Origin of the sequence: Citrobacter sp. RHBSTW-00599 (genome assembly GCF_013784065.1) — a bacterium.
Classification (GTDB): Bacteria; Pseudomonadota; Gammaproteobacteria; order Enterobacterales; family Enterobacteriaceae; genus Citrobacter; species Citrobacter braakii.
This window is the reverse complement of the sequence record NZ_CP056717.1, coordinates 4,990,390-5,014,326: the sequence shown is the minus strand read 5'-3', so window position 1 is coordinate 5,014,326 and position 23,937 is coordinate 4,990,390. Positions and strand designations below refer to the sequence as shown.

Below are 23,937 nucleotides of genomic sequence, written 5' to 3'. Positions count from 1 at the left end.
GAAGCGTATCCGGCAATAAAACTTAACGGAAGCTCACCTCTTCACCCGCCTGCTGTGTCGCCGCCTGTTCTAGCAGATCCCAGAACGTTTCGCCGCTACGATCGCAGATCCACTCGTCGCCTTTCAGGTCAAAGTGGTAGCCGCCCTGTTTGGTTGCCAGCCACACCTGATGCAGCGGCTCCTGACGGTTAATAATAATTTTGCTGCCGTTTTCGAAGCTGATGGTCAGCACGCCGCCGTTGATCTCACAATCGATATCGCTGTCGCCGTCCCAGTCGTCCAGACGCTCTTCAATGGTCATCCACAGGGTGTCAGCAAGGCGATGAAATTCACTGTCGTTCATTTTCTTATCCTGTTTTTCGTGATGACGGCAGTATAACCTGAAACAAAACGCGTTGCAGATTACAGGCTAACTCTTGCTTTTACGCCTTCTCCTGCGATGATAGAAAACAGAAAGCATGAACTTTACAGGCAATCGATAATGAAAAACGTGTTAAAGCCACTCGCTGTCATTTTTACTCTGTTCAGCCTGACGGGCTGTGGGCTAAAAGGCCCGCTCTATTTCCCGCCAGCAGATAAAACCGCGCCGCCTCCGACCAAGAGCGTTCAGCCGCAATCGCAATCCACCACGCCAGAGAAAAACGATCGTGGGATTAGTGACGGGCCTTCTCAGGTGAATTACTGACGTCAGGAATAGATGTATATTTCTGTACCCGCGTGAACGGAGTGAATGATGCAATTCTCTAAAATGCATGGCCTTGGCAACGATTTTATGGTCGTCGACGCGGTAACGCAGAATGTCTTTTTCTCACCAGAGCTGATCCGCCGCTTGTCCGACAGGCATCTCGGCGTTGGATTTGATCAACTGCTGGTGGTTGAACCTCCGTATGATCCGGAGCTGGATTTCCACTACCGTATTTTTAATGCCGACGGTAGTGAAGTGTCACAGTGTGGCAATGGCGCCCGCTGTTTTGCCCGCTTTGTTCGCCTGAAAGGGCTGACCAATAAGCGTGATATTCGCGTCAGTACCGCTAATGGTCGTATGGTATTAACCGTAACCGACGACGAGCTGGTACGGGTGAATATGGGTGAACCCAATTTTGAACCCGCGCAGGTTCCGTTTCGCGCCAACAAAGCAGAGAAGACCTATATTATGCGCGTGGCTGAGCAGACAGTATTGTGCGGCGTGGTTTCAATGGGGAACCCGCACTGCGTAATTCAGGTTGATGATGTTGATACGGCCACGGTAGAAACGTTGGGGCCGGTTCTGGAAAGCCACGAACGCTTTCCTGAACGCGCCAATATCGGATTTATGCAAGTGGTAAAGCGCGAGCATATCCGGCTGCGCGTCTATGAGCGCGGCGCGGGTGAAACGCAGGCCTGCGGCAGCGGTGCGTGCGCCGCTGTTGCGGTTGGTATCCAGCAGGGCCTGCTGGCAGAAGAAGTGAGGGTGGAATTACCGGGCGGTCGACTTGATATCGCCTGGAAAGGTCCGGGTCATCCGCTGTATATGACTGGCCCGGCGGCACATGTCTACGACGGATTTATTCACTTATGAAGCAACCAGGGGAAGAACTACAGGAAACGCTCATGGAGCTGGACGACCGGGCGGTCGTCGATTACCTGCAACGTAATCCTGAGTTTTTTATCCGTAATGCCCAGGCAGTTGAAGCGATGCGTGTTCCACACCCGGTGCGGGGCACGGTCTCTTTAGTGGAATGGCATATGGCGCGGGCACGTAATCATATTAACGTGCTGGAAGAGAATATGGCGTTGTTGATGGAACAAGCCAACGCCAATGAAAGCCTGTTCTATCGTCTGTTAAATCTGCAAGCACGGCTGGTATCGGCCAGCAGTCTTGACGACATGCTGATGCGATTTCATCGCTGGGCGCGTGAGTTAGGGCTGGCTGGGGCGACGGTTCGTCTGTTCCCGGATCGCTGGCGACTTGGTGCGCCATCAAAATTCACTCATCTGGCATTAAGCCGTCAGGCTTTTGAACCGCTGCGTATTCAGCGTCTGGGCCAGTCACTGCACTATCTTGGACCGCTCAATGGCCCGGAACTTCTGGTCATGATGCCCGAAGCGAAAGCAATAGGCTCGGTGGCGATGTCGATGTTGGGGCAAGATGGATCCCTGGGCGTGATGCTGTTCAGCAGTCGCGACGTTAATCATTACCAGCAGGGGCAAGGTACGCAATTACTGCAGGAAATCTCGCTGATGTTGCCGGAGCTGCTGGAGCGCTGGATTGAACGCGTATGACCGATTCACCCCTTTCTCAGGATGTGGCGCGCTTTTTACGCTATCTGGGCGTTGAGCGCCAGCTTAGCCCGATCACATTGCTGAATTATCAGCGTCAGCTTGATGCCATCATTGCGTTAGCCGGAGAGACCGGTCTGCAAAGCTGGCAACAATGTGACGCTTCGATGGTACGCAGTTTTGCCGTGCGCAGCCGTCGTAAAGGGCTGGGGCCGGCGAGCCTGGCGCTGCGTCTCTCCGCATTGCGCAGTTTCTTTGACTGGCTGGTTAATCAGGGCGAGCTGAAAGCCAATCCCGCAAAAAGTGTTTCCGCGCCGAAAGCACCGCGTCATCTACCTAAAAATATCGATGTCGACGACGTTAATCGTCTGCTGGATATCGACCTCAACGATCCCCTCGCCGTGCGCGACCGGGCAATGTTAGAAGTGATGTACGGCGCAGGGCTGCGTTTGTCTGAACTGGTTGGGCTGGATATTAAACATCTCGATCTCGACACCGGCGAAGTATGGGTGATGGGGAAGGGCAGTAAAGAACGTCGCCTGCCAATTGGCCGCAATGCAGTGGCGTGGATTGAGCACTGGCTGGACCTGCGGGGGCTATTTGGCTGCGATGACGATGCGTTATTCCTGTCAAAACTGGGCAAACGCATTTCTGCGCGTAATGTGCAAAAACGCTTTGCGGAATGGGGGATCAAACAGGGGCTGAACAGCCACGTACATCCCCACAAATTGCGCCACTCTTTTGCGACGCATATGCTGGAGTCGAGCGGCGATCTGCGCGGGGTACAGGAGTTATTGGGGCATGCTAATCTCTCCACTACCCAAATCTATACCCATCTTGATTTTCAACACCTGGCTTCAGTGTACGATGCGGCGCATCCGCGCGCCAAACGGGGGAAATAATGCGTTTTTACCGGCCTTTGGGGCGCATTTCTGCGCTCACCTTTGACCTTGATGACACCCTTTACGATAACCGTCCCGTTATCACACGCACCGAGCAGGAAGCGCTCGCGTTTGTACAGAATTACCATCCGGCGTTGAATTCGCTGCAAAATAGCGACCTACAGCGCTTACGTCAGGCCGTTCGCGACGCTGAGCCGGAAATCTACCACGACGTTACCCAATGGCGTCACCGCGCCGTAGAGCGCGCTATGCTGGAGGCGGGATTGTCAGAAGCAGAAGCCAGAATGGGGGCAAATGCGGCGATGATGAATTTCGCCAAATGGCGTAGCCGCATTGACGTCCCGCAGGCGACGCATGACACGCTGAAGGCGCTGGCCCGCAAATGGCCGCTGGTGGCGATCACCAACGGTAACGCACAGCCAGAACTGTTCGGCCTGGGCGATTACTTTGAGTTTGTGCTGCGCGCCGGTCCCGACGGGCGATCAAAACCGTTCAGCGACATGTACGCGCTGGCGGCGGATAAACTGAAAATGCCTGTGGCTGAGATTCTGCATGTGGGCGATGACCTGACGACAGACGTGGCGGGGGCCATCCGTTGCGGTATGCAGGCCTGCTGGATCAAACCGGAAAATGCCGACCTGATGCAAACCGCAGACAGCCGTTTGCTGCCGCATATCGAAATTTCACAGTTGGCATCTCTGACCTCGCTGATATAATCACCAGCAGAACTCTGTATATATACCCAGCTTTTTGGCGGATGGCGCTACGCTTATCCGCCTTACCTACTTTTACGCGGCGGTGCCAATGGACGTTTCTTACCTGCTCGACAGCCTTAATGATAAACAGCGTGAAGCGGTGGCCGCGCCACGCAGCAACATGCTGGTTTTGGCCGGCGCGGGGAGTGGTAAAACTCGCGTGCTGGTGCACCGTATCGCCTGGTTACTGACGGTAGAGAACAACTCGCCATACTCCATTATGGCGGTGACCTTTACCAACAAAGCGGCAGCGGAAATGCGCCACCGTATTGGCCAGATCATGGGAACCAGCCAGGGCGGTATGTGGGTGGGTACATTCCACGGTCTGGCTCACCGTCTGCTGCGCGCGCACCATATGGATGCGAACCTGCCGCAGGATTTCCAGATCCTCGACAGCGAAGACCAACTGCGTTTGCTCAAGCGTTTGATCAAGGCGATGAATCTTGATGAGAAGCAGTGGCCGCCGCGTCAGGCGATGTGGTTTATCAATAGCCAGAAAGACGAAGGGCTGCGCCCGCACCATCTGCAGAGCTATGGCAACCCGGTTGAGCAAACCTGGCAGAAGGTGTATCAGGCCTATCAGGAAGCGTGTGACCGCGCGGGGCTGGTGGATTTCGCCGAGCTGTTGCTGCGCGCCCATGAACTGTGGCTCAACAAGCCGCATATCCTGCAGCACTACCGCGAACGCTTTACCAATATCCTGGTGGACGAATTCCAGGATACCAACAACATTCAGTACGCCTGGATCCGCCTGCTGGCGGGCGATACCGGCAAAGTGATGATCGTTGGCGATGATGACCAGTCGATCTACGGCTGGCGCGGGGCGCAGGTGGAAAACATCCAGCGCTTCCTCACGGATTTCCCGGGCGCAGAAACCATTCGCCTGGAGCAGAACTACCGCTCGACCAACAACATCCTCAGTGCGGCCAACGCCCTGATTGAAAACAACAACGGGCGTTTGGGTAAAAAGCTGTGGACCGATGGCATCGACGGCGAACCAATCTCACTGTACTGCGCGTTCAACGAACTCGATGAAGCGCGTTTTGTGGTCAATCGTATCAAAACCTGGCAGGACAACGGCGGTGCGCTGGAACAGTGCGCCATTCTGTATCGCAGCAACGCCCAGTCGCGCGTGCTGGAAGAGGCGTTGTTACAAGCCAGCATGCCGTACCGTATCTATGGTGGGATGCGCTTCTTTGAACGCCAGGAAATCAAAGATGCGCTCTCCTACCTGCGCCTGATCGCTAACCGTAATGACGACGCCGCATTTGAACGCGTGGTGAATACGCCAACCCGCGGGATTGGCGATCGTACATTAGATGTCGTGCGTCAGACCTCCCGTGACCGCCAGCTTACGTTGTGGCAGGCCTGTCGTGAGCTGTTGCAGGAAAAAGCCCTCGCGGGTCGTGCCGCCAGCGCCTTACAGCGTTTTATGGAGCTGATCGATGCGCTGGCGCAGGAGACCGCCGATATGCCGCTGCACGTGCAGACTGACCGGGTGATTAAAGACTCCGGCCTGCGCATGATGTACGAGCAGGAAAAAGGCGAGAAGGGTCAGACGCGTATCGAAAACTTAGACGAACTGGTGACGGCAACGCGCCAGTTCAGCTACAACGAAGAAGACGAAGACTTAATGCCGCTACAGGCGTTCCTGTCACACGCCGCGCTGGAAGCAGGCGAAGGGCAGGCGGATACCTGGCAGGATGCGGTACAACTGATGACGCTGCACTCGGCGAAAGGTCTGGAGTTCCCCCAGGTATTTATCGTGGGTATGGAAGAAGGCATGTTCCCCAGCCAGATGTCGCTGGACGAAGGTGGGCGCCTCGAAGAAGAGCGCCGCCTGGCTTACGTAGGCGTGACTCGCGCGATGCAAAAGCTGACGCTGACCTACGCCGAAACGCGTCGTCTGTACGGCAAAGAGGTTTACCACCGTCCGTCGCGCTTTATCGGCGAACTGCCGGAAGCGTGCGTTGAAGAGGTTCGCCTGCGTGCCACGGTTAGCCGCCCGGTGAGCCATCAGCGAATGGGCACGCCAATGGCGGAAAATGATACCGGCTACAAGCTCGGCCAGCGCGTGCGCCACGCTAAGTTTGGTGAGGGCACCATCGTTAATCTGGAAGGAAGCGGCGAGCACAGTCGTTTGCAGGTCGCGTTCCAGGGGCAAGGGATCAAATGGCTGGTTGCAGCCTACGCCAGACTGGAAACGGTTTGATCGGTTTGGCTTTGCCGGATGGCGACGCTGGCGCGTCTTATCCGGCCAACAGACCGGGTAACATTTTGATTTCCAGGCCGGACAAGGCGAAGCCGCCATCCTGCTATCCGTCGGTTAATATTCTGAAATCATAGATAAATAATTCCCCTCTGCTAACCTTTTTGTATAAGGGGAAATTATTACTTTTTCGCCATCTGTTGCGTGTTGACGTCAAAATTTTGCTGGCGTAACATGCGCGCACGATTACGCTAAGAGGACATTCGCCTTGGACACACCCAGTAGATACTGGCTCATTATCCTGTCATCCAGGATCAACTCCTAAGGCTATCCCTTTTTGCTGATAGCCTTCGCGGTTGTCAGCGACCTTCTGTTTTTTCCCGTCGCGCTGAGTCAGGCTGTTTAATGGTCTGAAACCCAATTTGTTTCTGTGTGCCCTCCGAACTGTCCGATAATTTTTTGCATTGGGAGTCCCGGTCATGCTGAGCGCATTTCAACTGGAAAACAATCGTTTAACTCGCCTTGAGGCAGACGAGATCGAGCACCTGGCCAGTTCGGTTTGGGTCGATTTAGTCGAGCCGGATGACGAAGAACGAAACCGTGTGCAAAAGGACTTGGGCCAGAATCTGGCTACGCGCCCTGAACTGGAAGACATCGAAGCATCTGCGCGTTTTTTTGAAGACGAAGACGGTTTGCACATTCACTCCTTCTTCTTCTATGAAGATGCCGACGATCACGCGGGTAACTCAACCGTCGCATTTACCATTCGCGAAGGTCGCCTGTTTACTCTGCGCGAGCGCGAGCTGCCGGCATTCCGCCTGTACCGCATGCGTGCGCGTAATCAGGCGATGGTGGATGGCAATGCCTACGAGCTGCTGCTCGACCTGTTTGAAACTAAAATTGAACAGTTGGCGGATGAGATCGAAAACATCTACAGCGACCTGGAAAAACTCAGCCGTGTGATCATGGAAGGGCGTCAGGGTGATGAATATGACGAAGCGCTTTCGACGCTGGCGGAACTGGAAGATATTGGCTGGAAGGTCCGCCTGTGTCTGATGGATACCCAGCGCGCACTGAACTTCCTGGTGCGTAAAGCGCGTTTGCCGGGGAGTCAGCTGGAACAGGCGCGTGAGATTCTGCGCGATATCGAATCCCTGCTGCCGCACAACGAATCACTGTTCCAGAAGGTTAACTTCCTGATGCAGGCGGCGATGGGCTTTATCAATATCGAGCAGAACCGCATCATCAAGATCTTCTCGGTGGTCTCTGTGGTGTTCCTGCCGCCGACGCTGGTGGCTTCCAGCTACGGGATGAACTTTGAGTTCATGCCGGAACTGCACTGGAGCTTCGGTTACCCAGGGGCGATTGTCTTTATGATGCTCGCGGGTCTGGCACCGTATCTGTACTTTAAGCGCAAGAACTGGCTGTAATGGCTGTGCCGGATGGCGGTTACGCCTTATCCGGCACTTCTTCAGCTCCGACGTACCCGTCGTTGCGTATAAATCGCATCCATCACGAAAACTGCCAGCGCCACCCAGATAAACGCAAACGTGACCATTTTATCCGCTCCCGGAACTTCACCGTAGAAAGTGACGGCCAGCAGGAACATTAGCGTGGGTCCGATATACTGGAAGAAACCCAGCGTGGACAGACGCAGGCGGGTCGCCGCGCCGGTAAAGCACAGCAGCGGAATGGTGGTCACGACACCTGCAGCAATCAGCAGAAGATTGAGTGACATGGGGTTTTGACCCATATGGCTGGTTGGGCTGTCCGCGATGCCAAACAGATAGATAGCCGCAACAGGTAAAAGCCACAGGGTTTCGATCAGCATGCCGGTTTGTGCTTCGACGGCAATCTTCTTGCGTACCAGACCATAGAAAGCAAAGCTAAACGCCAGGCCCAACGCGATGATTGGCAGCGATCCGAAGGTCCACAGCTGTACCAGTACGCCGCAGGCGGCTAACAGTACCGCCAGCCACTGCATGCGACGAAAGCGCTCGCCGAGGAAAAGCATTCCCAGCACAATATTCACCAGCGGGTTAATAAAATAGCCCAGGCTGGCTTCCAGCATATGATGATTATTGACCGCCCAAATGAACAGCAGCCAGTTTCCACCGATGAGCACTGCAGAGAGCGCCAGCAGGAAGATCTTCTTTGGCGTTTGTAGCAGCGTTTTGATGCCCGACCACTGGCGGCTGATGCTCATCAGTACCACCATAAAGAAAAATGACCAGATGACGCGGTGCGTCAGGATCTCATCCGCCGGGACATAGTAAATCAGCTTGAAGTAGGCAGGAGCGATACCCCAAATAAAATAAGCAGCAAGAGCGAGTAACACGCCCTGCCGCGTTTGTTTAGCATCCATCGGGAAAACTCATTTCAGAAATGTAACAGCAGTTTACCTTTTTTTGGGCTCTTACCCCACCATATAAGTGGCGGTTGCGCTGGCAATATAAAGCTGTTCTTCGTTATGCAGTTCCACGCGCGCAACGGCGACTTTATTCCCCGCCCGCAGCAGGCTACTGGTGGCGGTAAAGCGATTTCCTCTCCCTGGGCGCAGGTAATCAACGCGCAAATCGATTGTTCCCATACGTGACATTCGCTGACGCAGTTCGTCCTCGCTGATCGTCTCATGGCGGGTCAGCGTACTGCCAACGCACACCAGCCCGGCGGCAACGTCCAGCGCCGACGCGATCACGCCGCCATGTAGAATGCTTTGCGCCCAGTTGCCGACCATCATCGGTTGATTATTAAAGGCTAATTGAGCAAATTCTTTCTCATAGCGTTCAAGCTCCAGACCCAGAGCCCGGTTAAACGGCATGTGATAGACAAACATTTCACCCACTAACTTCAGCGCTTCCTCAGCAGTAAGTACGGCAGACATACGATCCCTACATCTCAATGGTTAATGAAATGTTGATATTATGCTTATTATTTGTTGTTTTCTACTTTAGGACGGGATAACTAACGAGGAACTCGCTAAGTATGTAGAATACTTGCCAGATAATTATACAATTCATCAATATTTTGGTTCAGGAGAACATTACCGATGCGGGCGATTCTGGGATGGTTACTACCAGCAGTCATGCTGCCGTTGACCGCGTATGCGCAGGAAGCGACAGTGAAAGAGATTCATGATGCACCGGCGGTTCGCGGCAGTATTATCGCCAACATGCTGCAGGAGCATGACAACCCTTTCACGCTTTATCCTTATGAGACCAACTATCTCATCTACACCAATACCAGCGACATGAACAAAGAGGCGATCAGCAGCTATAGCTGGTCCGAAAATGCGCGCAAAGATGAGGTTAAGTTTCAGCTAAGCCTGGCGTTTCCGCTCTGGCGCGGAATATTAGGCCCGAACTCGGTACTCGGCGGTTCCTATACCCAGAAGTCCTGGTGGCAGCTTTCGAACAGTGAAGAGTCTGCGCCATTTCGCGAAACCAACTATGAACCGCAATTGTTCCTCGGTTTCGCCACCGACTATCGCTTTGCCGGTTGGACGCTCCGCGATGTTGAAATGGGCTATAACCATGACTCCAATGGTCGATCCGACCCCACCTCACGTAGCTGGAACCGCCTTTACACCCGGCTGATGGCTGAAAACGGTAACTGGCTGGTGGAAGTTAAGCCGTGGTACGTTATCGGCAGCACTGACGATAACCCTGATATCACCAAATATATGGGCTACTATCAGTTGAAAATGGGTTATCACCTGGGTGACGCGGTGATCAGTGTGAAAGGCCAGTACAACTGGAATACCGGCTACGGCGGCGCAGAGCTGGGGGCCAGTTATCCCATTACCAAGCATGTGCGTCTTTATACCCAGGTCTACAGCGGCTACGGCGAATCACTGATTGACTACAACTTCAATCAGACCCGTGTTGGCGTGGGTGTAATGCTTAACGATATCTTCTGACAGGTATTGAGAGTATTTTAATCATTGCAGTTTCTCTCTCAGGCGCTGAAAATAGCGCCTGTTTTTATTTCAGGCTAATGGGGTTAATGTGGCGCAGGCGGAAGTGTTGAATCTGGAAATGGGCGCTAAACAGGTTTTGCAGGAAACCTTTGGCTACCAACAGTTTCGCCCTGGTCAGGAAGAAATCATTGATACCGTGATCGCTGGTCGCGACTGCCTGGTCGTTATGCCGACCGGTGGCGGAAAATCCCTGTGCTATCAAATTCCCGCATTATTGCTTAACGGCCTCACCGTTGTTGTTTCTCCGCTGATTTCTCTGATGAAAGATCAGGTCGATCAACTGCTTGCCAACGGCGTGGCGGCCGCGTGTCTGAACTCCACCCAAAGTCGTGAGCAGCAGCTTGAGGTGATGGCAGGCTGTCGTAGCGGGCAGATTCGCTTACTGTACATTGCGCCCGAACGCCTGATGCTGGATAACTTCCTTGAAAATCTGGCGCACTGGAACCCGGTGCTGCTGGCGGTTGATGAAGCGCACTGTATTTCGCAGTGGGGGCATGATTTCCGCCCGGAATACGCCGCGCTGGGGCAGTTGCGTCAGCGTTTCCCAACTCTGCCGTTTGTCGCGCTGACCGCGACCGCGGACGAGACAACCCGGCTGGATATTGTGCGTCTGCTGGGGCTCAACGACCCGTTAATTCAGATCAGCAGCTTTGATCGCCCGAATATTCGCTACATGTTGATGGAGAAGTTTAAGCCGCTCGATCAACTGATGCGCTACGTGCAAGAGCAGCGCGGTAAGTCCGGTATTATCTACTGTAACAGTCGCGCTAAAGTAGAAGACACCGCCGCGCGTCTGCAAAGCCGAGGCATTAGCGCCGGGGCTTATCATGCCGGGCTGGAAAACGCTGTACGTGCAGAAGTGCAGGAGAAATTCCAGCGTGATGACCTGCAAATCGTCGTAGCGACCGTGGCGTTTGGCATGGGAATCAACAAACCCAACGTACGCTTCGTGGTGCATTTCGATATTCCGCGCAACATCGAGTCCTATTACCAGGAAACCGGCCGCGCCGGGCGTGACGGCCTGCCTGCGGAAGCAATGCTGTTTTACGATCCGGCTGATATGGCATGGCTGCGCCGTTGCCTCGAAGAGAAACCCGCCGGACAACTGCTGGATATCGAACGGCATAAGCTCAATGCGATGGGGGCGTTTGCCGAGGCGCAAACCTGTCGTCGTCTGGTGCTGTTGAACTATTTTGGCGAGGGGCGTCAGGAGCCGTGTGGTAACTGCGACATCTGTCTCGACCCGCCAAAACAGTACGACGGACTCATGGATGCGCGCAAAGCGCTGTCGACTATCTACCGTGTTAATCAACGCTTTGGTATGGGTTATGTCGTGGAGGTTCTGCGCGGAGCGAATAACCAGCGAATTCGCGAGCTGGCCCATGACAAGCTGCCTGTCTATGGCATTGGTCGTGAGCAAAGCCACGAACATTGGGTAAGCGTTATCCGCCAGCTTATTCATCTTGGGCTGGTGACGCAGAATATTGCTCATCACTCCGCGTTACAGCTAACCGAAGCCGCGCGTCCGGTACTGCGTGGTGATGTTGCGCTACAGCTTGCGGTACCGCGTATTGTGGCGCTGAAACCGCGAGCGATGCAGAAATCCTTCGGTGGCAACTACGATCGCAAACTGTTCGCCAAATTGCGGAAGCTGCGTAAAGCCATTGCTGATGAAGAGAATATCCCGCCGTATGTAGTGTTCAACGATGCCACGCTGATTGAAATGGCTGAGCAGATGCCAGTTTCACCGAGCGAAATGCTGAGCGTTAATGGCGTGGGGATGCGTAAACTTGAGCGTTTTGGCAAAGAGTTTATGGCGCTTATTCGCGCGCACGTTGATGGTGACGACGAAGAGTAGTCAGCCAGGCAAAAAAGTGCCAGGATGGTGACTCACTGAACTATTTCCCCCGCGAGTCATTTTTATGTTAACGCTATTTTTCACCGTTGCGTTGGTGCATATCGTTGCGCTGATGAGCCCTGGTCCCGACTTTTTCTTTGTTTCTCAAACAGCGGTTAGCCGTTCGCGCAAAGAAGCCATGATGGGCGTGCTGGGTATTACCTGTGGCGTCATGGTCTGGGCTGGCGTAGCGCTGCTCGGCCTACATCTGATTATCGAAAAAATGGCCTGGCTGCACACCATTATTATGGTGGGCGGGGGGCTGTATCTGTGCTGGATGGGTTATCAGATGCTACGCGGCGCGTTTAAAAAACAGGATGTTGCGACTCCCACTCCGCAAGTTGAGCTGGCGCAGAGCGGACGCAGCTTTTTGAAGGGGCTGCTGACCAACCTGGCGAACCCTAAAGCCATTATCTATTTTGGCTCCGTGTTCTCATTGTTCGTTGGCGATAACGTGGGAACGGGCGCACGCTGGGGGATCTTTGCCCTGATCATCGTGGAAACGTTGGCGTGGTTTACCGTAGTCGCCAGCCTGTTTGCACTGCCGAAAATGCGTCGTGGCTATCAGCGTCTGGCGAAGTGGATTGATGGTTTTGCCGGTGCGCTGTTTGCGGGCTTCGGTATCCACCTGATTATTTCGCGTTAAGTTTCTTCCGGGCCGGATAAGCGCAAGCGCCTCCGGCACCTTCATCAGGCATGCCGTGCCGAGGCTAACAAGGCGCCTATCAGCATAAACAGCGAGCCAAACACTTTGTTTAACGCTTTCATTTGCTTTGGCCCTTTAATCCAGCCAGCAATGCGCGTGGCCAGCGTCGCGTAACCGATCATCACAATGATATCGACCACGATGGTCGTGACGCCAAGCACCACATACTGCATTAACTGCGGTTCCTGTGGCAGGATAAACTGCGGGAACAGGGCGGCAAGGAAAACAATGCTCTTGGGGTTGGTCAGATTAACAAAGACAGCGCGTTTAAACAGGCGGCTGCGCGATTGCGTATTCGCCATGGTGTTCAGATCGATAGCACCCGCCGCCCGCCATTGCTGAATACCCAGCCAAATCAGATAGGCCGCCCCCGCCCACTTCAGCACCTCAAATGCGATAACCGAACGTGAAAATAGCGTTCCCAGTCCTACGCCAACCAGAACGATATGAATGCCAAGTCCTGTCTGCAAACCAGCAATCGACGCGCTGGCACCGCGATAACCGTGACTGATGGCGGTGGTCATGGTGTTGATTGCGCCAGAGCCTGGAGACAAGCTCAAAATAATAGAGGTCAACAGGTAGGCGAACCACCATTCAAAGGTCATGAGAAACTCCCGGATTGTCTATTTTTATGCCACAATACGCTACTGCCGTTAGGTTGTGTCAGCGACGGCGAAAAAAACGATTTTACTTGGTCAGCGAGGCTGGATACCCGATGTTTCAGCAGCAAAAAGACTGGGAAACAAGAGAAAACGCGTTTGCTGCTTTTTCCATGGGGCCACTGACAGATTTCTGGCGTCAGCGGGAAGAAGCGGAATTTACGGGCGTGGATGATATCCCCGTCCATTTTGTGCGTTTTCACGCAGAAAAAAACGATCGCGTCATCGTCGTCTGTCCTGGACGCATTGAAAGCTACGTGAAATACGCTGAACTGGCGTATGACCTGTTTCATTCTGGTTTTGACGTCCTCATTATCGATCACCGTGGCCAGGGGCGTTCCGGGCGTATGCTTTCGGACCCGCATCGCGGTCATGTCGATAACTTTAATGACTATGTCGACGATTTAACCGCCTTCTGGCAGCAGGAAGTGCTACCCGGTCCGTGGAGAAAGCGCTATATACTGGCGCATTCAATGGGCGGTGCGATAGCCACGTTATTCTTGCAGCGCCACCCGAATCAGTGTGATGCCATCGCGCTTTGCGCGCCGATGTTTGGTATTGTGATGCGCTTTCCCGACTGGATGGTACGCCACATTCTGGACTGGGCTGAAGGGCATCCGCGGATCCGCGAAGGTTATGCGATGGGGACCGGGCGCTGGCGGGCGCTGCCATTCGGTATGAATGCGTTAACCCATAGTCGACAGCGCTATCGGCGCAATCTACGCTTCTATGCGGATGAGCCACGGCTGCGCGTTGGCGGCCCCACCTACCACTGGGTACGTGAAGGTATTCTGGCAGGCGAACAGGTTCTGGCTGGAGCAGGAGACGACGCGACGCCGACGCTGCTGATTCAGGCCGAAGAAGAGCGTGTGGTAGATAACCGCATGCACGATCGTTTTTGTGAACTCCGCGCCGCAGCGGGCCATCCCATAGAAGGGGGGCAGCCGCTGGTCATCAAAGGCGCGTACCATGAGATCCTTTTTGAAAAGGACGCAATGCGCTCAGTCGCGCTTAACGCTATTGTCGAATTTTTCGACAAGCATAACTCATCCAGCGGAACCCGCTTTGCCTAGAGGTTTAATTTTCTTATGTATCAGGTTGTTGCGTCTGATTTAGACGGTACGCTGCTTTCTCCCGACCATACTCTGTCCCCTTATGCCAAAGAGACGCTGAAGTTATTGACCGCTCGTGGCGTTAACTTTGTGTTTGCGACTGGCCGTCATCATGTTGATGTGGGGCAAATTCGCGATAACCTCGGCATTAAAACCTACATGATCACGTCCAACGGCGCGCGTGTGCATGATTCTGACGGGAATCTGGTGTTTTCCCATAACCTGGATCGCGACATTGCCAGCGACCTGTTTGGCGTAGTGAATGCAAACCCGGACATCGTGACCAACGTTTATCGTGATGATGAGTGGTTTATGAACCGCCATCGCCCGGACGAAATGCGCTTCTTCAAAGAAGCAGTGTTTAACTATTCACTGTTTGAACCTGCGCTACTGGAGCCGGAAGGCGTGAGTAAGGTGTTTTTCACCACCGATTCTCACGAAAGGCTGCTGCCGCTGGAGCAGGCGATTAACGCCCGCTGGGGCGACCGCGTCAACGTCAGTTTCTCTACGCTTACCTGCCTGGAAGTCATGGCTGGCGGCGTATCGAAAGGTCATGCGCTTGAAGCGGTAGCGAAAGCGATGGGCTACAGCCTGAAAGATTGCATCGCTTTTGGCGACGGGATGAACGATGCGGAAATGCTCTCCATGGCGGGTAAAGGCTGCATTATGGGCAATGCTCACCAGCGCCTGAAGGATCTGCATCCGGAACTGGAAGTCATTGGTCTTAATGCCGACGATGCCGTGCCGCATTATCTGCGAGAGCTGTTTTTGCAGTAATGTTTTTGTTCGTTAGTTGACCAGATGTCAACTTAAAACTTCGCTACAATGGGCGTACCTTTTGTTAAGAGACATCCATTGTGGCGTTACTCATCATTACCACAATTCTGTGGGCCTTTTCCTTTAGCCTGTTTGGCGAGTACCTTGCCGGTCATGTCGATAGCTATTTTGCGGTGCTGGTGCGCGTTGGGCTGGCGGCGCTGGTGTTCCTGCCATTTTTACGTACCCGTGGGCATAGCGTAAAAACCATCGCGCTGTATATGCTGGTGGGCGCCATGCAGCTTGGCATTATGTATATGCTGAGTTTTCACGCCTATCTGTACCTGACGGTTTCAGAACTGCTGCTCTTTACCGTGCTGACGCCGCTCTACATTACGCTGATTTATGACCTGATGAGCGGACGTCGTCTGCGCTGGAGCTACGCCTTCAGTGCGTTGCTGGCGGTGATTGGTGCGGGGATCATTCGTTACGATCAGGTGACCAGCCACTTCTGGACCGGCCTGCTGCTGGTGCAGTTGTCCAATATCAGCTTTGCCATTGGCATGGTGGGCTACAAGCGTCTGATGGAAACGCGGCCAATGCCGCAGCACAACGCCTTTGCCTGGTTTTACATGGGGGCCTTTATGGTGGCGGTCGTGGCCTGGTTCATGCTGGGGAATGCGCAGAAAATGCCTGCAACCACGCTACAGTGGGGAATTCTGGTCTTTCTTGGCGTGGCAGCGTCCGGCATTGGTTACTTTATGTGGAACTACGGCGCGACCCAGGTGGATGCGGGGACGCTGGGCATCATGAACAATATGCATGTGCCGGCCGGGCTGCTGGTTAACCTGGCTATCTGGCATCAACAGCCTCACTGGCCAAGCTTCATCATTGGTGCGGCTGTGATAGTGGCTTCACTGTGGGTACATCGAAAGTGGGTCGTTCCGCACTCCGTACAAACGGCAGGTGATCGCAGGCGTGATTCCGCGCTGAGCGAATAAACGCTTCCGTGACCGGCTGTCGCTGCTCGCCATCGCGCACGGCGGCGTATAGCCGGCTCCACAATCCATCACCCAGGGTTTTGGTCACCACCAGGCCCTGGCGTTCAAAACTCTCCACCACCCAGTGCGGTAAAGCTGCAATACCCATTCTGGCTGCAACCATCTGAATCAGCAGCAGGGTGTTATCCACGCTCTTCAGCGACGGACTAACGCCCGCAGGCTGCAAGAAATGCCGCCAGACATCCAGTCGACTCCGTTGCACCGGGTAAATAAGCAGCGTCTCACTGGCTAAATCCTCCGGCGTGATCTGCGTCTTGCTGGCCAGCGGATGGTCCGGCGCCAGAACCAGGCGGACTTCAAAATCGAACATCGGCGAGTAGTGCAGTCCGCTACGCGGCAGAATGTCGGATGTCAGCACCAGATCCAGCTCATCCTGCTGTAGCGCTGGTTGCGGATCGAACGTCACGCCGGATTTAAAGTCCATCTCCACCTGCGGCCAGTTCGCACGAAAATTCTCCAGCGCGGGCGTCAGCCATTGGATACAGCTGTGGCATTCAATAGCGATCCGCAGCCGGGTTTGCTGCGGTTCGTTGCAGGCCTGCAGCGCACGACCAATTTGCGGCAACACCTGATTTGCTAACTGCAGCAAAATTTCGCCTTGCGGCGTAAAGCGCAGAGGCTGGCTTTTACGGATAAAAAGTCGAAAGCCAAGGCGCTGTTCCAGATCGCTGAACTGGTGAGAGAGGGCGGATTGGGTCTGATGCAACGTCGCCGCTGCGGCCGCCAGCGAACCACTATTCCGCAACGCCTGGAGCGTTTTCAGGTGTTTAATCTCGATCATGAAAGTCCTTCACTTCGGCATGAACAAATTGCGCTTGAGGAATATACAGTAACTGTCAATTATGGATGTGTAAACATCTGGATGGCTAAAATCCTTCGTCTTTTAAATTTATGGTGCGTTGGCAGTGTTTTTCCACCCCGGTCACTTACTTCAGTAAGCTCCTGGGATGAATAAACTTGCCACCTTCCCTAAATTAAAAATCAATAGGATTTACATATAATTAGAGGAAGAAAAATGACAATACTTAATCACACCCTCGGTTTCCCTCGCGTTGGCCTGCGTCGCGAGCTGAAAAAAGCGCAAGAAAGCTACTGGGCGGGAAATTCTTCCCGTGAAGATTTGCTAACCGTTGGCCGCGAGCTGCGTGCCCGTCACTGGGATCAGCAGAAGCAGGCGGGCGTTGACCTGCTGCCGGTGGGCGATTTTGCCTGGTACGATCACGTGCTGACCACCAGCCTGCTGCTCGGCAACGTTCCGGCTCGTCATCAAAATAAAGACGGCTCGGTCGATATCGATACCTTATTCCGCATTGGCCGTGGCCGCGCACCAACCGGGGAGCCCGCGGCGGCGGCAGAAATGACCAAATGGTTTAACACCAACTATCACTACATGGTGCCAGAGTTCACCAAAGGTCAGCAGTTCAAACTGACCTGGACCCAACTGTTGGATGAAGTGGATGAAGCGTTGGCGCTCGGTCACAAGGTGAAACCTGTGCTGCTGGGACCGGTAACTTACCTGTGGCTGGGGAAAGTGAAGGGCGAACAGTTTGACCGCCTGAGCCTGTTGAACGATATTCTGCCGGTTTACCAGCAGGTGCTGGCTGAGCTGGCGAAACGCGGTATTGAGTGGGTGCAGATTGATGAACCGGCTCTGGTGCTGGAGCTGCCTCAGGTTTGGCTGAACGCCTTCAAACCGGCGTATGACGCGCTGACGGGTCAGGTGAAGCTGCTGCTGACCACCTACTTCGAAGGCGTAACGCCAAACCTGGATACCATTACCGCGCTGCCGGTGCAGGGGCTGCACGTTGACTTCGTGCACGGTAAAGATGATGTGGCCGAGCTGCACAAACGTCTGCCTGCCGACTGGTTGCTGTCAGCGGGGCTGGTGAACGGTCGCAACGTCTGGCGTGCCGATCTCAGCGAAAAATACGCGCAAATTAAAGATATCGTCGGTAAACGTGACCTGTGGGTAGCTTCTTCCTGCTCCCTGCTGCACAGCCCAATCGATCTCAGCGTGGAAACCCGCCTTGATGCAGAAGTGAAGAGCTGGTTTGCCTTCGCCCTACAAAAATGCAGCGAGCTGGCGCTGCTGCGTGATGCGTTGAACAGCGGTGATACGGCGGCAATTATGGCGTGGAGCGCACCGATCCAGGCTCGTCGTCACTCTACCCGCGTACACAACGCCGCAGTGGAAAAACGTCTGGCGGCGATCACCGCCCAGGACAGCCAACGTGCCAACGCTTACCCGGTTCGCGCCGAAGCGCAGCGTGCCCGCTTTAATCTGCCGGCATGGCCGACCACCACTATCGGCTCATTCCCGCAAACCACGGAAATTCGCGGCCTGCGTCTGGACTTCAAAAAGGGCAACCTGGATGCAAGTAACTACCGCACCGGTATCGCGGAACATATCAAACAGGCGATTGTTGAACAGGAACGTCTGGGGCTCGACGTGCTGGTGCACGGTGAAGCCGAACGTAACGACATGGTGGAATATTTTGGCGAGCACCTGGACGGTTTCGTCTTTACCCAGAACGGTTGGGTGCAGAGCTATGGCTCTCGCTGCGTGAAGCCGCCGGTGGTTATTGGCGATGTCAGCCGCCCGGAAGCGATCACCGTGGAGTGGGCGAAGTATGCCCAGTCGCTGACCGACAAACCGGTAAAAGGCATGTTGACCGGTCCGGTGACCATTCTCTGCTGGTCATTCCCGCGTGAAGACGTGACGCGTGAAACCATCGCTAAGCAGATTGCGCTGGCGCTGCGTGATGAGGTAGCGGATCTGGAAGCGGTGGGTATTGGCATCATCCAGATTGACGAACCGGCACTGCGCGAAGGTCTGCCACTGCGCCGCAGCGACTGGGCGGCGTATCTGGAGTGGGGCGTGGAAGCCTTCCGCATTAACGCGGCAGTGGTGAAGGATGAAACCCAGATCCACACCCACATGTGTTACTGCGAGTTCAACGACATCATGGACTCCATTGCGGCGCTGGACGCGGACGTGATCACCATTGAGACTTCACGCTCTGATATGGAGTTGCTGGAGTCGTTTGAAGAGTTCGACTATCCGAACGAAATCGGGCCGGGCGTATACGATATTCACTCGCCGAACGTCCCGAGCGTGGAGTGGATTGAAGCCCTGCTGAAGAAAGCCGAGCAGCGTATTCCGGCCGAGCGTCTGTGGGTCAACCCGGACTGCGGCCTGAAAACGCGCGGTTGGCCGGAAACCCGCGCCGCGCTGGCGAACATGGTCAAAGCCGCGCAGAACCTGCGTCAGGCGTAATTCCGTGCCGGTGGCCGGGAAGCGCAAGCGCTTACCCGGATTACAGGAAATAGCAAGAGTTGTAGGCCCGGTAAGGTATAGTCGCCGCCGGGCAATTAACGTTTATTTCTTCCCGCCGTATTGTGTGAACCACTCCAGCATTCTCAGCCAGCCATCTTTCGCGGACTCTTCGTGATAGCTCGGACGATAATCGGCGTTAAACGCATGTCCGGCATCCGGATAGACCACGATTTCCGCTTTTGCATTGGCGGCACGCAGCGCCTGACGCATTGTTTCAACGGTATCTTGCGGAATACTGGTGTCCTGGCCGCCATAAAGTCCCAGAACGGGGGCGTTAAGATCGGTCGCGATATCAACAGGATGTTTCGGTGAGTTGAGGGTTTTATCGCCCACCAGTTTGCCATACCACGCTACCGCCGCTTTTAACTGCGGATTATGAGCTGCATACAGCCAGGTGATGCGTCCACCCCAGCAAAATCCGGTGATCATCAACTGGTGGGCATCTCCTCCGTTACGAGAAGCCCAACTGGCGACGTGATCCAGATCGGCCAATACCTGAGAGTCAGGCACTTTGGCGACAAGGCTGCTGAGCAACGTAGGGATATCGGCAAAGTCATTGGGATCGCCTTCACGAAAATAGAGCTCTGGTGCGATAGCCAGATACCCTTCCAGAGCCAGACGGCGGCAAACGTCACGAATGTGTTCATGAATGCCAAAAATCTCCTGCACGACAATGACCACAGGCAGCGGGCCATCGGACTGTTTTGGTCGTGCGTGATACGCTGGCATATCATCGCCTTGTGAAGGTATGGACGTTACACCGGCGATAATGGCGTTATCCGGAGTGTGAACCGTGGTAGACGTCGGTGGAGATACAGCAGGTGCAAAGCCAGATTGTCGTGTTGTCATGGTATTCTCCGTACCCTTAAATATTCAGCCAAAAAGCGCATTGTTAACTATAGACACATGCAACGAACCACATTGCCTTAAACGGTCTATCTTTTGTGCAGGGCTTCCTTACATCGCATCATTTATGTGATTCAAGTCACTATTTTATGGTAATGGAATGCAATTGATTTACATCATAGTGATGACTGTCACGAAAATATGTTCATGCCTTCGGTAAAGTGTGTTTTTGCTTCTTCTGACAAAACCGATTCACAGAGGAGTTTTTATGTCTAAGTCTGATGTTTTTCATCTCGGCCTCACTAAGAACGATTTACAAGGGGCTCAGCTCGCTATCGTCCCTGGCGACCCGGAGCGTGTGGAAAAGATCGCCGCGCTGATGGATAAGCCGGTTAAGCTGGCATCTCATCGCGAGTTCACTACCTGGCGTGCTGAGCTGGATGGTAAAGCCGTGATCGTGTGCTCTACCGGTATCGGCGGTCCGTCAACCTCTATTGCCGTAGAAGAACTGGCACAGCTGGGCATTCGTACCTTCCTGCGTATCGGTACGACTGGCGCCATTCAGCCACATATCAACGTAGGTGATGTACTGGTCACCACAGCATCTGTCCGTCTGGACGGTGCAAGCCTGCACTTCGCGCCAATGGAATTCCCGGCCGTCGCGGACTTCGAGTGCACCACCGCGCTGGTGGAAGCGGCGAAATCTATCGGCGCCACCACCCACGTAGGCGTTACCGCGTCTTCTGATACCTTCTATCCGGGCCAGGAGCGTTATGACACCTTCTCTGGTCGCGTAGTGAGCCGTTTCAAAGGCTCAATGGAAGAGTGGCAGTCTATGGGCGTCATGAACTACGAAATGGAATCTGCTACGCTGCTCACCATGTGTGCAAGCCAGGGTCTGCGTGCTGGTATGGTCGCGGGGGTTATCGTGAACCGTACTCAGCAAGAGATCCCTAATGCGGAAACGATGAAACAAACAGAAAGCCACGCGGTGAAAATCGTGGTGGAAGCTGCGCGTCGTTTACTGTAATTCTCCCGTCTATTCAAAAAGGCCGACGCGTTCGGCCTTTTTATTTTGCGTAGTGCCTCGCAGGAAATTCCTTTTAAACTGGACGTTTATACAGCACAATTCTATTTTGTGCGGGTAAGTCGTTGCTGTAAGGGGGCGTTGTGGATATTTCAATTATGATGAGTGCCGTGCTGGCGTTAGCCGCAGGGCTGCTGGTGGGGTGGCTGGCAACAAAAGCGCACGCCGATCGGATCCGTGCCGACCTCATCGAAGAACGACGCGAACTGGATATTGCGCTAAGCGCCGCCCGCCAGCAGCTCTCACAGGAAGCCCACTGGCGCGATGAGTGCGAACTACTCAATAACGAATTGCGCAGCCTGCACAGCATCAACACCTCTCTGGAAGCCGATCTTCGAGAAGTCACTACCCGACTGGAAGCGACGCAGCAGCATGCGGAAGATAAAATCCGCCAGATGATCAACAGCGAACAGCGTCTGAGCGAACAGTTTGAAAATCTGGCGAACCGTATTTTCGAGCACAGCAACCGTCGTGTAGATGAGCAAAATCGCCAAAGCCTGAACAGTCTGCTTACACCGCTTCGCGAACAACTGGACGGTTTTCGACGCCAGGTTCAGGATAGCTTTGGTAAAGAGGCGCAAGAACGCCATACTCTGGCGCACGAAATTCGTAATCTGCAGCAACTGAACGCGCAGATGGCGCAGGAAGCGGTAAACCTGACGCGGGCATTAAAAGGCGATAACAAAACGCAGGGCAACTGGGGCGAGGTCGTACTCACGCGGGTGCTTGAGGCTTCCGGTCTGCGCGAAGGCTATGAATACGAAACCCAGGTCAGCATTGAGAACGACGCCCGTTCGCGGATGCAGCCAGATGTTATCGTCCGGTTACCGCAGGGCAAAGATGTGGTGATCGACGCGAAAATGACGCTGGTCGCCTATGAACGCTATTTTAATGCTGAAGATGAATACACCCGCGAGAGCGCGTTGCAGGAGCACATCGCCTCGGTACGAAACCATATCCGTCTGCTGGGGCGCAAAGACTATCAGCAGCTTCCTGGGCTGCGCACACTTGACTATGTGCTGATGTTTATCCCCGTTGAGCCTGCTTTTTTACTGGCGCTCGATAGACAGCCTGAACTGATTACCGAAGCCCTTAAAAATAACATTATGCTGGTTAGCCCTACCACGTTGTTGGTGGCATTGCGCACGATTGCCAACTTGTGGCGCTACGAGCATCAGAGTCGTAATGCGCAACAGATTGCCGATCGGGCCAGCAAACTTTATGACAAGATGCGGTTGTTTGTGGATGATATGTCGGCAATTGGCCAAAGCCTGGATAAAGCTCAGGATAACTACCGACAGGCGATGAAAAAACTCTCTTCAGGTCGTGGAAACGTCCTGTCGCAGGCAGAAGCGTTTCGCAGTTTAGGCGTGGAAATTAAGCGCGAGATTAATCCTGAACTTGCTGAACAAGCCACTACGCAGGATGAAGAGTACCGCTTGCGCTCGGTCCCTGAGACGCAGCAGGATGAACCTTACCCTGATGATGAAGCGGTAAACCAGCAATCAAACTAGTCCGTTTGGGGTAGTTGAACCGGGCAGAAGGGTAGGGCAAATTGGCCCAATCTGTTACACTTCTTGAACATTTTTTGGATGAGCAGGCACTGAGATGGTGGATAATTCACAAGAAACGACGCACTTTGGCTTTCAGACCGTCGCTAAAGAGCAGAAAGCTGACATGGTGGCCCACGTTTTTCATTCTGTGGCGTCTAAATATGACGTTATGAATGACTTAATGTCATTTGGCATTCATCGTTTGTGGAAGCGCTTCACCATTGACTGCAGTGGCGTGCGTCGCGGGCAAACCGTTCTCGATTTGGCGGGCGGTACGGGCGATCTGACGGCGAAATTCTCTCGCATGGTAGGCGAAACTGGCAAAGTTGTGCTGGCGGATATCAACGACTCAATGCTCAAAATGGGTCGCGAAAAGCTGCGTAATATCGGCGTCGTGGGTAACGTTGAGTACGTTCAGGCGAATGCGGAAGCATTACCTTTCCCAGACAACACGTTTGACTGCATCACCATCTCTTTCGGTCTGCGCAACGTAACGGATAAAGACAAAGCATTACGATCTATGTATCGCGTGTTGAAGCCGGGCGGACGTCTACTGGTGCTGGAGTTCTCCAAGCCGATTATCGAACCGCTGAGCAAAGCCTACGACGCATACTCTTTCCACGTTTTGCCGCGCATTGGTTCTATGGTGGCAAGCGATGCAGACAGTTATCGCTATTTGGCGGAGTCCATCCGCATGCATCCCGATCAGGACACCTTAAAAGCAATGATGCAAGATGCCGGGTTCGAAAGCGTTGATTACTACAACCTGACGGCAGGTGTCGTGGCGCTGCATCGTGGTTACAAGTTCTGACAGGAGAT

The 23,937-nt window shown here is 54.1% G+C and carries 24 protein-coding genes; 18 read left to right on the top strand and 6 right to left on the bottom strand.

Annotation, left to right across the window (positions count from 1 at the left end; translation table 11 throughout):
- Positions 1 to 22: 22 nt before the first annotated feature.
- Complete coding sequence (cyaY, locus tag HV243_RS24225) at positions 23 to 343, bottom strand: iron donor protein CyaY (protein WP_003828967.1); 321 nt, start codon at positions 341 to 343, stop codon at positions 23 to 25.
- A 138-nt stretch (positions 344 to 481) separates the two neighbouring features.
- Here cyaY and HV243_RS24220 point away from each other — a divergent pair, with 138 nt between their 5' ends.
- The 8 genes from HV243_RS24220 (at position 482) to corA (ending at position 7,555) form a co-directional block, all read left to right on the top strand.
- Positions 482 to 685, top strand: coding sequence for a lipoprotein (locus HV243_RS24220; protein WP_003017937.1), 204 nt, complete (start codon positions 482 to 484; stop codon positions 683 to 685).
- A 48-nt stretch (positions 686 to 733) separates the two neighbouring features.
- Positions 734 to 1,558 (top strand): diaminopimelate epimerase, encoded by an 825-nt coding sequence (dapF, locus tag HV243_RS24215; protein ID WP_016155126.1) that lies wholly within the window; start codon positions 734 to 736, stop codon positions 1,556 to 1,558.
- On the top strand, positions 1,555 to 2,262 hold the full coding sequence (locus HV243_RS24210) for a DUF484 domain-containing protein (protein WP_047358746.1): 708 nt from the start codon (positions 1,555 to 1,557) through the stop codon (positions 2,260 to 2,262). The genes dapF and HV243_RS24210 overlap by 4 nt, the downstream gene beginning before the upstream one ends.
- Positions 2,259 to 3,161 carry a tyrosine recombinase XerC gene (gene xerC, locus HV243_RS24205; protein WP_049040600.1) on the top strand — a complete coding sequence of 301 codons (903 nt, stop codon included), beginning with the start codon at positions 2,259 to 2,261 and terminating at the stop codon, positions 3,159 to 3,161. The genes HV243_RS24210 and xerC overlap by 4 nt, the downstream gene beginning before the upstream one ends.
- Positions 3,161 to 3,877, top strand: a complete 717-nt coding sequence (gene yigB / locus HV243_RS24200; RefSeq protein WP_016155129.1) for a 5-amino-6-(5-phospho-D-ribitylamino)uracil phosphatase YigB — start codon at positions 3,161 to 3,163, stop codon at positions 3,875 to 3,877. The genes xerC and yigB overlap by 1 nt, the downstream gene beginning before the upstream one ends.
- A gap of 88 nt (positions 3,878 to 3,965) precedes the next feature.
- Positions 3,966 to 6,128, top strand: a complete 2,163-nt coding sequence (gene uvrD, locus HV243_RS24195) for a DNA helicase II (protein WP_016155130.1) — start codon at positions 3,966 to 3,968, stop codon at positions 6,126 to 6,128.
- 265 nt (positions 6,129 to 6,393) lie between these two features.
- A complete protein-coding gene (gene ysgD / locus HV243_RS25430; RefSeq protein WP_212723238.1) occupies positions 6,394 to 6,450 on the top strand; it encodes a YsgD/CorL family protein in 57 nt (18 codons plus the stop codon).
- Positions 6,451 to 6,604: 154 nt separating this feature from the next.
- On the top strand, positions 6,605 to 7,555 hold the full coding sequence (gene corA / locus HV243_RS24190; protein ID WP_003017920.1) for a magnesium/cobalt transporter CorA: 951 nt from the start codon (positions 6,605 to 6,607) through the stop codon (positions 7,553 to 7,555).
- A 41-nt stretch (positions 7,556 to 7,596) separates the two neighbouring features.
- Here corA and rarD read toward each other — a convergent pair whose 3' ends face one another.
- Together rarD and yigI are read right to left on the bottom strand one after the other, a co-directional pair.
- The gene (gene rarD / locus HV243_RS24185; protein WP_016155131.1) at positions 7,597 to 8,490 is read right to left on the bottom strand and encodes an EamA family transporter RarD; all 894 of its coding nucleotides are present in this window, start codon (positions 8,488 to 8,490) and stop codon (positions 7,597 to 7,599) included.
- Between the two features lie 51 nt (positions 8,491 to 8,541).
- Entirely contained in the window at positions 8,542 to 9,009 is a 468-nt protein-coding gene (gene yigI, locus HV243_RS24180; RefSeq protein WP_003017917.1) for an acyl-CoA thioesterase YigI, read from the bottom strand.
- A 165-nt stretch (positions 9,010 to 9,174) separates the two neighbouring features.
- Here yigI and pldA point away from each other — a divergent pair, with 165 nt between their 5' ends.
- From pldA to rhtC, 3 genes are all read left to right on the top strand, one after another.
- The gene (gene pldA, locus HV243_RS24175) at positions 9,175 to 10,044 is read left to right on the top strand and encodes a phospholipase A (protein ID WP_016157849.1); all 870 of its coding nucleotides are present in this window, start codon (positions 9,175 to 9,177) and stop codon (positions 10,042 to 10,044) included.
- A gap of 88 nt (positions 10,045 to 10,132) precedes the next feature.
- The gene (gene recQ / locus HV243_RS24170; RefSeq protein WP_019078429.1) at positions 10,133 to 11,962 is read left to right on the top strand and encodes an ATP-dependent DNA helicase RecQ; all 1,830 of its coding nucleotides are present in this window, start codon (positions 10,133 to 10,135) and stop codon (positions 11,960 to 11,962) included.
- Between the two features lie 64 nt (positions 11,963 to 12,026).
- Positions 12,027 to 12,647: a threonine export protein RhtC gene (gene rhtC / locus HV243_RS24165; RefSeq protein ID WP_016155134.1), complete on the top strand. Its 621-nt coding sequence runs from the start codon at positions 12,027 to 12,029 to the stop codon at positions 12,645 to 12,647.
- 44 nt (positions 12,648 to 12,691) lie between these two features.
- Here rhtC and rhtB read toward each other — a convergent pair whose 3' ends face one another.
- The gene (gene rhtB, locus HV243_RS24160; RefSeq protein ID WP_003828938.1) at positions 12,692 to 13,312 is read right to left on the bottom strand and encodes a homoserine/homoserine lactone efflux protein; all 621 of its coding nucleotides are present in this window, start codon (positions 13,310 to 13,312) and stop codon (positions 12,692 to 12,694) included.
- A gap of 110 nt (positions 13,313 to 13,422) precedes the next feature.
- Here rhtB and pldB point away from each other — a divergent pair, with 110 nt between their 5' ends.
- The 3 genes from pldB (at position 13,423) to HV243_RS24145 (ending at position 16,235) form a co-directional block, all read left to right on the top strand.
- Positions 13,423 to 14,439, top strand: coding sequence for a lysophospholipase L2 (gene pldB, locus HV243_RS24155; protein WP_053389014.1), 1,017 nt, complete (start codon positions 13,423 to 13,425; stop codon positions 14,437 to 14,439).
- A 15-nt stretch (positions 14,440 to 14,454) separates the two neighbouring features.
- The gene (yigL, locus tag HV243_RS24150; RefSeq protein WP_008787091.1) at positions 14,455 to 15,255 is read left to right on the top strand and encodes a sugar/pyridoxal phosphate phosphatase YigL; all 801 of its coding nucleotides are present in this window, start codon (positions 14,455 to 14,457) and stop codon (positions 15,253 to 15,255) included.
- A gap of 80 nt (positions 15,256 to 15,335) precedes the next feature.
- Complete coding sequence (locus HV243_RS24145; protein ID WP_016157852.1) at positions 15,336 to 16,235, top strand: carboxylate/amino acid/amine transporter; 900 nt, start codon at positions 15,336 to 15,338, stop codon at positions 16,233 to 16,235.
- On the opposite strand, the gene metR is transcribed toward HV243_RS24145, so the two are convergent.
- Positions 16,123 to 17,076: an HTH-type transcriptional regulator MetR gene (metR, locus tag HV243_RS24140; RefSeq protein ID WP_003017908.1), complete on the bottom strand. Its 954-nt coding sequence runs from the start codon at positions 17,074 to 17,076 to the stop codon at positions 16,123 to 16,125. The genes HV243_RS24145 and metR overlap by 113 nt on opposite strands.
- A 234-nt stretch (positions 17,077 to 17,310) precedes the next feature.
- Between metR and metE the strand changes: the two genes are divergently transcribed.
- On the top strand, positions 17,311 to 19,572 hold the full coding sequence (gene metE, locus HV243_RS24135) for a 5-methyltetrahydropteroyltriglutamate--homocysteine S-methyltransferase (RefSeq protein WP_053389015.1): 2,262 nt from the start codon (positions 17,311 to 17,313) through the stop codon (positions 19,570 to 19,572).
- Between the two features lie 102 nt (positions 19,573 to 19,674).
- Here the strand turns inward: metE and HV243_RS24130 are convergent, their stop codons facing one another.
- The gene (locus tag HV243_RS24130; RefSeq protein WP_016155137.1) at positions 19,675 to 20,481 is read right to left on the bottom strand and encodes a dienelactone hydrolase family protein; all 807 of its coding nucleotides are present in this window, start codon (positions 20,479 to 20,481) and stop codon (positions 19,675 to 19,677) included.
- A gap of 265 nt (positions 20,482 to 20,746) precedes the next feature.
- Between HV243_RS24130 and udp the strand changes: the two genes are divergently transcribed.
- The 3 genes from udp to ubiE all read left to right on the top strand — a co-directional run bounded on the left by udp (position 20,747) and on the right by ubiE (position 23,929).
- Complete coding sequence (udp, locus tag HV243_RS24125) at positions 20,747 to 21,508, top strand: uridine phosphorylase (RefSeq protein WP_006686084.1); 762 nt, start codon at positions 20,747 to 20,749, stop codon at positions 21,506 to 21,508.
- Positions 21,509 to 21,648: 140 nt separating this feature from the next.
- Complete coding sequence (gene rmuC, locus HV243_RS24120) at positions 21,649 to 23,079, top strand: DNA recombination protein RmuC (RefSeq protein WP_019078423.1); 1,431 nt, start codon at positions 21,649 to 21,651, stop codon at positions 23,077 to 23,079.
- Positions 23,080 to 23,173: 94 nt separating this feature from the next.
- A complete protein-coding gene (ubiE, locus tag HV243_RS24115; RefSeq protein WP_003017897.1) occupies positions 23,174 to 23,929 on the top strand; it encodes a bifunctional demethylmenaquinone methyltransferase/2-methoxy-6-polyprenyl-1,4-benzoquinol methylase UbiE in 756 nt (251 codons plus the stop codon).
- Positions 23,930 to 23,937 lie beyond the last annotated feature (8 nt).